Source organism: Halobacillus rhizosphaerae, assembly GCF_046719735.1.
GTDB lineage: Bacteria > Bacillota > Bacilli > Bacillales > Halobacillaceae > Halobacillus_B > Halobacillus_B rhizosphaerae.
This window is the reverse complement of the sequence record NZ_JAUTWQ010000003.1, coordinates 251,105-263,854: the sequence shown is the minus strand read 5'-3', so window position 1 is coordinate 263,854 and position 12,750 is coordinate 251,105. Positions and strand designations below refer to the sequence as shown.

Below are 12,750 nucleotides of genomic sequence, written 5' to 3'. Positions count from 1 at the left end.
TGAATTTGAAGAGCAAGAATAGTAATACATTGTGGATCATGAATCCACGCTGGAGGTTTTCGTACATGGTAGAAGGTACAGTTAAATGGTTTAATGCAGAAAAAGGTTTCGGTTTCATCGAGGTTGAAGGTCAAGACGACGTATTTGTTCACTTCTCTGCGATTCAAGAAGAAGGTTTCAAATCTCTTGAAGAAGGTCAAGCAGTGACTTTCGAAGTTCAAGATGGACAACGCGGACCACAAGCGGCTAACGTTCAAAAAGCATAAATCACAAAGACTCCCCTTAGAGGGAGTCTTTTTTTATGTTCTGTGGAATTCAGCAGTTAATTAAATGAAGTGCAAGTCATAGAGCAAACTCGGCCCACCTAAGATTATAGTTCAATCGCTTGCTCGGGCAGGGGCAGACTCACCCCATTAATGCGTCTCCTATGTGGTGGGTTTCATTATGACTGCAGCAACCTTTGGTAAGGTTTCAATGACTTCAGAAAAATTCTTTTTCCTCTCCCCCTATCTTTTTCTTTGGGCGTCTGTTATACTGAAGTTAATTATTGTTGTTCGGATATGAATCACGCAAGAGAAGATGCTTCAAAGTGATTTCGTCTTGATTGAATTTGAAGAGCAAGAATAGTAATACATTGTGGATCATGAATCCACGCTGGAGGTTTTCGTACATGGTAGAAGGTACAGTTAAATGGTTTAATGCAGAAAAAGGTTTCGGTTTCATCGAAGTAGAAGGTCAAGATGACGTATTCGTTCACTTTTCCGCAATTCAAGAAGAAGGTTTCAAATCTCTTGAAGAAGGTCAAGTAGTAAACTTCGAAATCGAAGATGGTCAACGCGGACCACAAGCAGCTAACGTTCAAAAGTAAGCTGTTTTTAAAAAGACTTCCTTAACTGGAAGTCTTTTTTTATGCTATCTTTTAGTCACTTCGAAACAACACTAATTAGTTTGAAAAGCCTTACACAGTTGGAAGCTGATATAGTGTCTGGAATAGGCTCCACTTTATGAGCATTGACGCCTGAGGACAGATACGTCAAAGAAATAAAGCCCCGAACCAATATATTGATGGTCCAGGGCTTTAGAGGAAGGCTATTTACTGACTCAACCTTTCTACTTATTCATCTTCTTGCTTCGTTAAGATAACGGGTCCTTCTTTGGTAATGGCAATGGTGTGTTCATACTGTGCGGATAGGGAGCCATCCACTGTGCGTGCTGTCCAGTTATTCTCATCCATTTTACTAGCCCAGCCGCCAATATTAATCATAGGCTCGATAGTGACGACCATTCCCTCTTTCAATCGCGCTCCCTTGCCTGCCGCTCCAAAGTGAGGAATGTAAGGATCTTCATGAATGGATTCTCCAATTCCGTGCCCAGTAAAGTCACGAACTACAGAATACCCTTCTCCTTCAGCATACTCCTGAATGGCATGACCAATGTCACCAATCCTGTTGCCAGGTATTGCCTGTTCAATCCCTTTATATAAGGAAGTTTTTGTGACGTCCATCAGTTTTTGAGCTTCTTCGCTTACCGTACCCACCGCATGCGTCCAAGCGGAATCCGCCAGAGCTCCATTAAGATTTACAACCATATCCACGGTTACAATATCCCCGTTTTCTAATTTTTCTTTGCGGGGAAAGCCATGACAGATTTCATCATTAATAGAAGCACAGGTCGTGTATTCATACCCTTGATAGCCCTTCTGTTCACCAGTGGCTCCTCGTTCAGACAAATATCTTTCCACGAAATTCTCGATTTCCATGGTTGTTATTCCTGGCTTTATAAAAGTTTTCAATTCTTTATGAACATTCGCAAGCAGTTTGCCTGCTTCATGCATTAATTCGATTTCTCTTTTGCTTTTACGTTTTATCATCAAACAAAATCCTTTCTTTTCCTTATATCATTTACTTATATGCAGGTACCCCTTAGTATAATAACGAAAAAAAGCTGCTCCCGCCAGTCCAGAAGGCTAATCGACTTCCCGAATAATTCTGGCAGGGTTGCCTCCTGCAAAAACATTATCGGGAAGATCCTTTGTTACAACGGCTCCAGAGGCAATCACTACATTATCGCCGATCGTTATACCTGGGTTAATGATCGCCCCTCCCCCTATCCAGACATCGTGTCCGATAAGAATTGGTTTTCCTGATTCCAACCCACTCGCTCTCTGCTCTCTGTTCAATGGATGAGTCGCTGTGTATAATTGAACGTTTGGTCCTAATAAAGCTCGGTTTCCTATACGAATTTCACATACATCTAAAAAGACACAATTAAAATTGGCATAGAAATCTTCCCCTACATGAATATTATATCCATAATCACAATGGAACGGCGTTTCCAGGCTGACCTTCTCCCCTGCAGTCCCAAACAAATCACGAATGAGCTGTTCACGATAATGTCCTTCTGTTTCTTTCGTTTGGTTTAACAAATAAACCATTTGCCTAGCCCTCAGTCTTTCCAGAACAAGTTCTTCATCCCAGGAGCGATAAAGCTCGCCGGCAAGCATTTTTTCTTTTTCTGTCATTTTATCACCCGTTTCTTAAAACAATTCTTCTTCCTTTACTTTACCATAGTTTTTCGCTAGGCTTAGGACAATCGAAGGAGGCAGCCCCATGTATACAAGAGAATTAAATCGTAAAGACGCGAAAGATTGTTATAATTTACGGCTCGAGGCCTTATTAAACAGTCCTGATGCCTTTATCACTACATACGAACAAGAAAAGCAGCGTCCTGATCCAATAAAAACTTTTGAAGATCGATTAGATTCTAATGAATCCCATACATTCGGAATATTCGAAGACCACCATCTTAAAGGTGTTGTAACATTGGTTCAGGAAACTCATCCAAAGTTTGCTCATAAAGCCTCCATCGTCGCTATGTATGTCACACCAGCGTATAGAAGATCCGGCGCAGGTGAAAAGCTTATGCAGGAAGCAATAAACTTCGCGAGAGCCATTAACATTGAAATTCTTCAACTATCCGTAGTTAGTGAGAACAAACCCGCCAAATATTTGTACGAAAAAATGGGATTTCATCGGTTTGCTTTTGAAAAGCACGCGATTAAACTCCCCCAACGTTACTTAGACGAAGAACATATGTCCAAATTTTTACAAGAAAATTGAAACAATCCTTGATCCTCATTCGTATTTAGTAATAGTGAATAACAAAGGATGATATCAATGATAGAATTTAACAACGTTTCTAAAGATTTTTCAGGGAAACAAGCTGTGAGCAATCTAAATCTTTCCATTCCAAATGGTAAAATATTTGGTTTCTTGGGCCCAAACGGCGCCGGGAAATCCACCTCAATTAAAATGCTTACCGGCATTCTTCCTGTGGACTCTGGGTCCATTACAGTTAATGGGATGGATCTGACAACACATACATTAAAGATTAAACAAAGCATGGGCTATGTTCCAGACCGCTCGGATATCTTTCTAAGATTAAAGGGAATGGAATATCTAAACTTTATTGCTGATATGTATCAGGTACCCTCAGAAATTAGACAAAGTAAAATTGAAAATCTTACGAAGAGTTTTGGCATCTATGAGTCTTTGAATGATCACATCCAGACATACTCTCATGGGATGAAGCAGAAGATTGTAGTCGCTGGAGTACTGCTGCATGATCCAGACATTTGGATTCTGGATGAGCCACTGACTGGGCTCGATCCTAAATCTGCCTACAAGTTAAAGGAAATGATGAGGGAACATGCAGATAAAGGGAAAATCGTATTCTTTTCGACTCATGTACTCGAAGTAGTGGAACAGATTTGTGATGAAGTAGCTATTATTAACCGCGGACGACTTCAATTCCATGGAAATATGAGCGAAATGAAACAGAAATTTAAAGAAAATGAGAACCTTGAGAAAATGTTCCTGGAGCTGACGGAAAATGGCTAAAACTTGGAAGCTGATTAAGATTATGGTGAAGATGCAGTTTTCTCTGGCAGGAAAGAAAACCAGCGAAAAAGTCGGGATAGGGTTTGCTTTATTAGTCGGCATCCCTTTCGTCCTTTTTATCCTCTATCTTTTGAACGGCATTATTGGCAGTTTATATAACTTGCTTGCACCAACAGGAAATGAAAATGTTATTCTCGGTTTATTATTCTTGTTAATGACCTTCGCTTATTTATTAATAAGTTTCACTACTATTTTAAGCTCGTTCTATTTCGCCGAAGATGTAGAATCCTTTATTGCTCTTCCGCTTGAGCCTGTCCAGATTATTATGGGAAAATCAGCTGTACCTTTCCTTTCTTTATATGGAACGAACGCTGTGATCTTACTGCCTTCCCTACTTATGTATGGGGGGCACAGCAACGCTGGAATGGTTTACTACATATTCGCACTTATTGTTTGGCTGCTAATTCCTGTCGTCCCTTTTGTCTTTTCAGCAATTCTATTAATGTTTTTTATGCGATTCGCTAATATTGCCAAAAATAAAGACCGAACAAAGGTGATTGCAGGAATATTTTCCTTTCTTTTAATTATTGGGTTTAACATCGTCATTCGGTTAAATATTAGTACTGCTGAAACGAGTTCCGGCCTCGCTGACTTCATTAAGGAAAAAAATGGGCTGTTGGATTTATTAACGGCTTCTTTCCCTAATGCTTATTGGGGGTCGATGGCTTTAACGGAAACTAGTTCCTACTCAGGAATACTATATTTATTGTTGTTTATTGCTCTTTCCTTTATTGGACTTGCCCTCTTTATGACGGTAGGACAGAAACTTTATTTTAAAGGGGTATTAGGCCTTTCAGGCGGAAGAAAGCAGGTGATCAATGAGGACCAGATGACAAGTAAAATCAAAAGCCGGACGCTGGTCATGGCTGCTTATTCAAAGGAAATGAAAGTGATTTTCAGGACGCCCACTTTCTTTACACAAATTGTAGTCCAAACTCTGCTTTTTCCATTCTTGTTAATTGTTATCTTTATGATGGATTCTTCAGGATCGTTTAGTTCGATCGGATCGACCCTTCAGAATGGACATGGCAAAGCGCTGCTTCTTACTTTGATTGGGTTTATTGTCTTTATATTTGGAGTAAATCCTGCAGCTATTTCATCTGTATCCAGGGATGGTAAGAGCTGGTTCAACCATCTCTATCTGCCTATCCCAGCCAAAACGGTCATGCTGAGTAAGTTAATGAGTGCTTTTACCATGAACGTGTTTACTTTGATTCTAATTGGCTTAGCCACCCTGTTTTTCTTTCACGTCCTTCTCGGAATATGGACCATGTGGATCATACTTTCTCTTCTGATTGGCTGGTTTACAAGCTCCGTAGGCACAATTTTGGACTTATCCAACCCGAAGCTGAATTGGACAGATGAACGGGAGGTTTTTAAAGGCAGAGTCATTGGACTAGCAGCCATGGCTGTTCAAGCAGCCGTATTCGGAATTTCCATCTTAATCTTATGGAATGTCGATGCCATTCGTGGAGCAGGTACGACAGCAGCTATTTTATTTCTGCTCTTACTGACCGCATGCCTTGTGAGTCACTTCATTTTAAAACGGATGATCAATGCTAAATATTATTCGATTTTGTAAATAGAGGAAACTTTCAATTATGCAGTACACCAGAGATTGTTAGACAAAGCAATATAGCAACACACAGAAAACCCGTGCCCCTGAAAATACACAGGGGTACGGGTTTTCTGATGATTGATTTACCTTTTAACGGTCGGTAAGTGTACTTACTTCACGATCATTACCGGGCACTGAGAACGTTTGGCCACTTTGTGACTAACACTCCCTAGAACCATTTCCTGAAGAGCATTCAGCCCGCGGCTGCCAATAATTACAATGTCATATTTATTTTCGTTTGCATACTTTACGATGGTTGGTCCAGGCTCACCTCGTTTTAATTCTACATCGAAGTTTACGCCTTCTTTCTCCAGCATCTCTTCAATGGGTAGAAGACGTTCATGACGGCGATGTTCAATCATCCCCATATCTCCCCCTGAGAGTACATCGCTCTTAGATCGGTCCCCATCAATGACATAAATGACCGTAATTGTGGCATTCTCTTGCAGGCGGGCAAGTTCTGCGGCCCTTTCTGCGGTTCTAATAGAATGCTCTGAACCATCTGCAGCTAGTAAAATTTTGTTATACATAAAATCCTCCTGTCATTAAACCTTCGATTATTTTAACACGTTAATAAGCATAATTGAATGATTGCTAACATTAAGCAAAGAAATACTTAAGTTATGATTTAGCTGTCTATGACTAAGCAAATAACAGAATATAAGAGCATAAAGAAAATTTATACGCTTACATGCGATTATGAAAATCCACCAATGGATGATATAATCTTTCACGTTCTTGCCGGAATTCGTACTGTTACGGACAGTACAATTTAATATTTGGAAAGAGGTGCGAATTTGAACACACAAACAATTAAACAACAATGGTTTGGAAACGTAAAAAACGATGTGCTCTCAGGGATGGTTGTCGCAATGGCACTCATACCTGAGGCAATCGCTTTCTCTATCATAGCTGGAGTCGACCCCATGGTAGGATTGTACGCTTCCTTCTGTATCGCTGTTGTCATTTCCTTTACAGGCGGACGTCCTGCGATGATCTCTGCCGCTACAGGAGCAACAGCACTGCTTATGGGAACGCTCGTGAAAGAGCATGGTTTAGAGTATTTATTAGCAGCTACGATTTTAACGGGTATCCTGCAATTTATTTTAGGAGCGTTAAGAGTTGGACAGTTTATGAAATTTGTCCCTCGGTCTGTGATGATTGGTTTCGTCAATGCATTAGCGATCTTGATCTTTACAGCACAGCTGCCTCACTTTGATGGACAAGGCTGGGAGATGTATGCAATGGTTGCAGGATCATTAGCGATTATTTATATTCTTCCAAGGTTTACAAAAGCCGTTCCTGCCCCTTTAATCGCGATCATAATTATGACTATTGTGGCGATTACTACAGGAGCTCCATTAAAAACTGTAGGAGACATGGGAGAATTAGCAAATACACTTCCGGTTTTCCTACTGCCTGATATCCCTTTGAATTTTGAAACCTTACAAATTATCTTCCCCATTTCAATAGCGATTGCTTTTGTTGGGCTTCTAGAGTCTCTGTTAACCTCACAAATCGTGGACGATATGACAGATACTCCAAGTGATAAAAACAAAGAAGCACGTGGACAGGGGATTGCCAATGTGGTGTCTGGATTCTTTGGCGGAATGGCTGGGTGTGCCATGATTGGACAATCCGTCATTAACGTCAGTTCAGGCGGACGCGGTCGTTTGTCCACCTTTGTTGCAGGTGTGTTCTTAATGTTATTAATTATTGTCTTCAACGACATTCTTGTTCAAATTCCAATGGGTGTATTAGTCGGAATTATGTTTATGGTTTCTATTGGTACATTTGACTGGGGATCCCTGGCAAGATTTCATAAGACCCCAATTTCTGATACAGCTGTTATGATTATTACGGTTATTACTGTAGTTTCAACTGATAATCTATCCATCGGTGTATTGGTGGGTGTACTATTAAGTGCGATCTTCTTCGTGGCAAAAATCTCGAAAGTCCATATCGAAGAAGCCTTTAATTCGGATACGAGAACAATGGTTTACACGGTTACGGGACAGATTTTCTTTGCCTCCATTGATAGTTTGATGAATCAAATTGAATTCAATGTAGACGCAGACTATGTTGTTCTTGACTTTACTGATTCCCATGTTTGGGACGACTCAGCTGTAGCCGCGATTGATAAATTAGTATTAAAATTCAACGAACATGACAAAGAAACTAAGATTACAGGCTTAAATAAAGACAGCTCTCAGTTAGTCAAGCGATTAGCCGTCCACCATAAACACAGCACCTCTATTTCTGATCATTAAAAGAAGCCCTGGAATGAGTGGGGAGTTAATATCCCTACATCAGTCTATGGTTCCCTGACAATATAAAAACGAGTGATACCCAGACTTACATTCTGGATTTCACTCGTTTTTTTTCAATTATAATGCTTTTAACGTACATCGGCATATTAAACTATAACCATTTCTCTTCCAGGATATTTTTCCGTTCTCCCCATTCTTCCTCTAAGATACCGTAGATGGCCGAGTCTCTCCAATTCCCTTTGATGAGTAAATCTTTTCTCAAGATCCCTTCTTTGACCATACCGATATTTTCTAATACTCTAGCTGAAGCGACATTGGCAGGATCACAAGTTGCAAAGACTCGGTGCATTTTACAGCTCTCAAAGCTATGCCGTAGAATTAGAAGGGCTGCTTCAGACCCATACCCCTTTCCCCAGTAACCCTGATGAATGATAAAACCTATTTCACCTACTCCATCCCAATCCCGAATATTCATCTCAATATTCCCTATGATCCGTTTTAACACCTTTTCGTATATTACAAATACAAATCTTCTGCGGTATCTTTTTTTGCGATCTCTAATCGCCTGGTTGATAAAAAAGTGGGAATCTTCTTCTGTATTAGGTCCCCAGGGCTGAAACTTACAAGTCTCTTCATTGGAAGAATATTCGTGCATCTCTTCCCAGTCTTCTGGAATGATCTCTCTAAGTAAGATTCTTTTACTTTCCTCAAGAATCTCCATAAGCCCACACTCCTGTTATGTTAGAGTTCTTAATGTTGATAGACTTTAGTACAGGACAAGCGGAGAATCGAACATTCTCTTCTATTTTAAGGCGAAAATTGTGGCGAGGATAAGGAAGATAAATCACTTGGGATAACGGATCAGCATGTGGAAAACAGTAGCGGTCAGCTTATGCCGAAGAGGTATAGGTCATGGAATATGACTCTCTTTGCCTAGTACTTATTATACCTTAACTATCATGTAATTTGATAATTATCTGCTGTCCATAATTGGGGTGGACAGCATAGAGAGACTTGCTTCAAAGCCAATGTACTGTGAAAGGCGGTAAGAAATAAACAGCCTCTCTTTCTTTATCTCAGCATTTATATTAGGATGATATAGGTGAATTTACATAAGCTATTTATATCGGAGGAAATCGACATGAGTGACCGCAACAAAGGAATTATCTTGTTATTAATATCTGCATTTGGCTTTTCAATGATGGCAGCTCTTGTAAAGCTGTCAGGAGAAGTACCGACTGTCCAAAAAACATTATTTCGCAATTTGGTTTCTGCCATCATTGCCTTTGGCTTTGTAAAATACAATAAAGAGAGACTGTTCGGCCGGAAAGAAAATCAAGGATTGCTGTTAACAAGATCTGCCTTTGGTACGATTGGAATGGTCTTATTCTTTTACGCTATTGACCACCTAGTCCTGTCAGATGCAGATATGCTAAATAAACTCAGCCCTTTCTTATTAATTATATTTTCTGCTATTTTCTTAAAAGAAAAGACGAGAACGTATCAAGTAGTCGCGATTATCATTGCCTTTCTTGGTACACTACTTATTATTAAACCCGAATTTTCATTAGACTTTATTCCTTATTTATCAGGGGTTCTCTCTGCAGTGTTTGCAGCAGCAGCCTATACTCTCCTACGGGTGCTTGGAGACCGGGAGAAATTTTATACCATTGTTTTTTACTTTTCTTTTTTCACTACAATAACCCTTTTGCCATTTACGATCGCTTACTATGAACCCATGTCATTAAAACAATGGATTTACTTATTGTCGGCTGGCTGCTTTGCTACCCTCGGACAATTTGGATTGACCATTGCTTATAAGTTCGCACCAGCCAGGGAGATTTCTATCTTCTTTTATTCCACTGTGGTGTATTCTGCCTTGATTAGCATCCTTCTATTTAATCAAGTTCCGGATTTATTTAGTTTGATCGGATATATTACGATTTTCGGTGCCTCTTTCTATATGTTTATGAAAAATAACAGATTGGCCAATTAAACAGAATGCCTGTAAAGCGAGTTCATACAGAGGAAAACCCGGACCATCCATTGGTTCGGGTTTTCCATTAGGTAATAAGTAATTTTATTAAAGAACGCTGGAAAACAGAAAACTTACATTCAAGGCCAAAGTGGTACAAGGATACAATCGCCAACGGCTGCCAAACGATAGTAACTAGCACCCCCCTTCTAAATGAATGAAGTTTAATATATGATGAAAGGGTAATCAATTGAAAAAAATTCCTATATGAGATGAATGTCCACAGGGCTGTAACATCTGTCTTTCCCCAGCAGGCTTAGCTTAAGTAGGAGGTCAGAGGAATGAATTTTGAATTAGTAAAAAATCAATTATCCAGCGCCTATAATAAACAAGCCAAACACAGAGACAATCAAACAGCTCAAAAATGGAAAACAACGGAAAGAGAATTTTTTTTACATACATTATTCAAAGAAAAAAAACAACGTTTACTAGAAATTGGTGCTGGACCTGGAAAGGATAGTTTGTATTTTAACAATGCCGGTTTGGATGTTCATTCCACCGATCTTTGTGCGGAAATGGTGCACTTGTGTCAGAATAAAGGATTGACTGCAGATGTAATGAGTTTCGACGATCTAGATTTCCCGAATGACTCATTCGAAGCGAGCTGGGCGTTAAACTGTTTACTTCATGTGCCTAAATCCGATCTCGCTGATGTTCTACTGGAAATAAGACGCGTCCTGCAGCCTGGAGGTTTATTTTATCTAGGTGTTTATGGAGGAATCAATCACGAAGGTATATGGGAAGAGGACTTTCACCAGCCTAAGCGCTACTTTTCCTTTTATGATAATGATGCTTTAAAAAAAGCTGTCTCTTCCGTCTTCACAGTAGAAGCCTTTCACCTTATTTCCAAAGAAGAAATCGGGCATGGCATACATGACTTTCAAGGTTTATTATTAAGAAAAGGAAAGGGGCAGGCATATGATTCCAGCCAAGCTAAAAGAGGGAGATGAAGTGAGAATCGTTTCTCCTGCAGAGAGTATGACAATGATTGCAAAGGATCAGCAGGAGTTGGCTATTCATCGCCTGGAAAGTCTAGGATTGAAGGTTTCTTATAGTAAATACATAGAAGATAAACCGAGCATTCTTTCTTCCAAAATCGATAACCGGATAAGTGATTTGCACGATGCATTTAAAGACCCTCACGTTAAAGCAATATTGACCACAATTGGCGGCTTTGACAGTAATCAGCTGTTAAGGTATTTAGATTATGAACTTATCGCAGAAAACCCAAAAATTTTATGCGGGTATTCAGACATTACCGCATTAGCAAATGCAATCTATCATAAAACTGGACTCGTCACTTATTCTGGTCCTCACTTTTCCACATTTGGTATGAAAAAGGGTGCGGACTACACGATCGAGTATTTAAAAAAAGCATTCCTTGCCAGCGATCCTTTCCTGATCCCTCAAGCAGAGGACTGGAGTGATGATCCATGGTTTATCGATCAGGAAAACCGGCACTTTCACCCGAACAGCGGGTATTTAGTCATTCAAGAAGGAGAAGCTCAGGGGAGATCAATCGGAGGAAATTTATGCACCCTCAACCTCCTCCATGGTACAGAATTTATGCCATCTCTCGAGGGGTCTATCCTATTTTTAGAAGATGATGAAATGACCATCCCCGAAACCTTCGACCGGGATCTCCAGTCACTTATTCACCAGCCCGGCTTTGAAAAAGTAAAAGGGTTTATTATTGGACGCTTTCAATCCAAATCATCTATTACGAGCAGCCATTTAAAAGAAATCATTTCAACGAAGCAAGAATTATCTCATATCCCTGTCATCGCCAATGCAAGCTTTGGTCACACCACACCCCAGTTCACTTTTCCAATCGGTGGAAGCACTGAACTAAAAGCCGGCAAAAACCACACCACCTTAAAAATCGACATGCATTAAGGTACAAAAGCGAAGAAGAGCGTTTATGACCTTGAAGGGCGAGGGAGTCCTGACAAGCATAAGACGAGCGCCTGCGTGGATTGCTCTTCATCACGCAGGCGCTTGACTTATGAATTCGAGGGACTAGGTGATGCAAATGGACGATCACTATTAGAAAATAAAAAAGCCACCGCACCATTACTCCTCGATTAAATCATAGAGTTTATATACTTTTCCGCTTTCAATGGTTTTTGGATTATTCAGTAAATCCATAAGTACAGCTGCCACCGTTTCTGGGGCGCGTAATTTCCCTTCTTCCTTCAGCTGTTTAAACTTGCTCACGTCCGCAAATTCATCTTCTGAGCTTGCCCGGATTCTTCCTTGCATGTCCGTATCTACCACGCCGGGACTGAAAGCAAATATAATATGATTATTCTCTTCTTGTTCTTGTTCTAAAGCGGCGGTTTCAGTAAAACGATTAATGGCTGCTTTGGCACTGCTGTAAACACTCCAGCCATGAACGGATCTCTCGGCCGCCCCTGATGTAATATTAATGAGCATCGTTGAAATGTCAGCTGCGTTAGCTTCCTTTAAAATTCGATTAAAAAACTGCATCGGCACAGCAAGGTTTATTTGTAAATGGTTCTGCAGCTCGTCCACATTTAGATTGCCTACTGTATCAATGGGGTCTATTACCCCAGCATTATTAACCAGATAAACATAATGGGTCTCCTCATGGAACACATGACTGGCTACTTCATCCAGACAATTAGCAACGCTTTCAGTCTGACTTAAATCACAGCTGAAGTGCGTATAATCCACTTTGCTATCTTGAGCTGCCTTTTCGAGACTCTTATTGTGCGTGCGTGAGATCCCTACAATATTCACATTTTTTCCGATGAATTGTTTAGCGATCGCTTCTCCAAGCCCTCTTGAATCACCGGTAATAATAGCGTAATGCATCCTTTATTCCTCCTTTTTTCCTGGTCTATA

General features: G+C 40.2%; 14 protein-coding genes. 9 read left to right on the top strand and 5 right to left on the bottom strand.

Going from position 1 to position 12,750, the window contains the following annotated elements; all coding sequences use genetic code 11:
- Positions 1-65 precede the first annotated feature (65 nt).
- Both Q7A53_RS06585 and Q7A53_RS06580 read left to right on the top strand, forming a co-directional pair.
- A complete protein-coding gene (locus Q7A53_RS06585; protein WP_411788344.1) occupies positions 66-266 on the top strand; it encodes a cold-shock protein in 201 nt (66 codons plus the stop codon).
- 404 nt (positions 267-670) lie between these two features.
- The gene (locus tag Q7A53_RS06580) at positions 671-868 is read left to right on the top strand and encodes a cold-shock protein (RefSeq protein ID WP_411788336.1); all 198 of its coding nucleotides are present in this window, start codon (positions 671-673) and stop codon (positions 866-868) included.
- A 246-nt stretch (positions 869-1,114) separates the two neighbouring features.
- On the opposite strand, the gene map is transcribed toward Q7A53_RS06580, so the two are convergent.
- Entirely contained in the window at positions 1,115-1,870 is a 756-nt protein-coding gene (map, locus tag Q7A53_RS06575) for a type I methionyl aminopeptidase (RefSeq protein ID WP_411788335.1), read from the bottom strand.
- A 96-nt stretch (positions 1,871-1,966) separates the two neighbouring features.
- Positions 1,967-2,521: a sugar O-acetyltransferase gene (locus Q7A53_RS06570; protein WP_411788334.1), complete on the bottom strand. Its 555-nt coding sequence runs from the start codon at positions 2,519-2,521 to the stop codon at positions 1,967-1,969.
- Between the two features lie 88 nt (positions 2,522-2,609).
- Here Q7A53_RS06570 and Q7A53_RS06565 point away from each other — a divergent pair, with 88 nt between their 5' ends.
- From Q7A53_RS06565 to Q7A53_RS06555, 3 genes are read left to right on the top strand one after another with little or no spacing between them, the layout of a single operon-like run.
- Entirely contained in the window at positions 2,610-3,119 is a 510-nt protein-coding gene (locus Q7A53_RS06565) for a GNAT family N-acetyltransferase (RefSeq protein WP_411788333.1), read from the top strand.
- A gap of 57 nt (positions 3,120-3,176) precedes the next feature.
- A complete protein-coding gene (locus Q7A53_RS06560; protein ID WP_411788332.1) occupies positions 3,177-3,899 on the top strand; it encodes an ABC transporter ATP-binding protein in 723 nt (240 codons plus the stop codon).
- On the top strand, positions 3,892-5,541 hold the full coding sequence (locus tag Q7A53_RS06555; protein WP_411788331.1) for a putative ABC transporter permease subunit: 1,650 nt from the start codon (positions 3,892-3,894) through the stop codon (positions 5,539-5,541). Before Q7A53_RS06560 ends, Q7A53_RS06555 begins: the two co-directional genes overlap by 8 nt.
- Before the next feature lie 146 nt (positions 5,542-5,687).
- Here Q7A53_RS06555 and Q7A53_RS06550 read toward each other — a convergent pair whose 3' ends face one another.
- Positions 5,688-6,107, bottom strand: coding sequence for a universal stress protein (locus Q7A53_RS06550; RefSeq protein ID WP_411788330.1), 420 nt, complete (start codon positions 6,105-6,107; stop codon positions 5,688-5,690).
- Positions 6,108-6,374: 267 nt separating this feature from the next.
- Between Q7A53_RS06550 and Q7A53_RS06545 the strand changes: the two genes are divergently transcribed.
- Positions 6,375-7,847, top strand: coding sequence for a SulP family inorganic anion transporter (locus Q7A53_RS06545; protein ID WP_411788329.1), 1,473 nt, complete (start codon positions 6,375-6,377; stop codon positions 7,845-7,847).
- A gap of 151 nt (positions 7,848-7,998) precedes the next feature.
- Here the strand turns inward: Q7A53_RS06545 and Q7A53_RS06540 are convergent, their stop codons facing one another.
- Entirely contained in the window at positions 7,999-8,568 is a 570-nt protein-coding gene (locus Q7A53_RS06540; RefSeq protein ID WP_411788328.1) for a GNAT family N-acetyltransferase, read from the bottom strand.
- Positions 8,569-8,988: 420 nt separating this feature from the next.
- On the opposite strand from Q7A53_RS06540, the gene Q7A53_RS06535 reads away from it, so the two are divergent.
- The 3 genes from Q7A53_RS06535 (at position 8,989) to Q7A53_RS06525 (ending at position 11,778) form a co-directional block, all read left to right on the top strand.
- On the top strand, positions 8,989-9,843 hold the full coding sequence (locus tag Q7A53_RS06535) for a DMT family transporter (RefSeq protein WP_411788343.1): 855 nt from the start codon (positions 8,989-8,991) through the stop codon (positions 9,841-9,843).
- Positions 9,844-10,163: 320 nt separating this feature from the next.
- On the top strand, positions 10,164-10,832 hold the full coding sequence (locus tag Q7A53_RS06530; protein ID WP_411788327.1) for a class I SAM-dependent methyltransferase: 669 nt from the start codon (positions 10,164-10,166) through the stop codon (positions 10,830-10,832).
- Entirely contained in the window at positions 10,801-11,778 is a 978-nt protein-coding gene (locus Q7A53_RS06525; RefSeq protein ID WP_411788326.1) for a S66 family peptidase, read from the top strand. The genes Q7A53_RS06530 and Q7A53_RS06525 overlap by 32 nt, the downstream gene beginning before the upstream one ends.
- A 177-nt stretch (positions 11,779-11,955) precedes the next feature.
- On the opposite strand, the gene Q7A53_RS06520 is transcribed toward Q7A53_RS06525, so the two are convergent.
- Entirely contained in the window at positions 11,956-12,720 is a 765-nt protein-coding gene (locus Q7A53_RS06520; protein ID WP_411788325.1) for a (S)-benzoin forming benzil reductase, read from the bottom strand.
- Between the last annotated feature and the right edge of the window lie 30 nt (positions 12,721-12,750).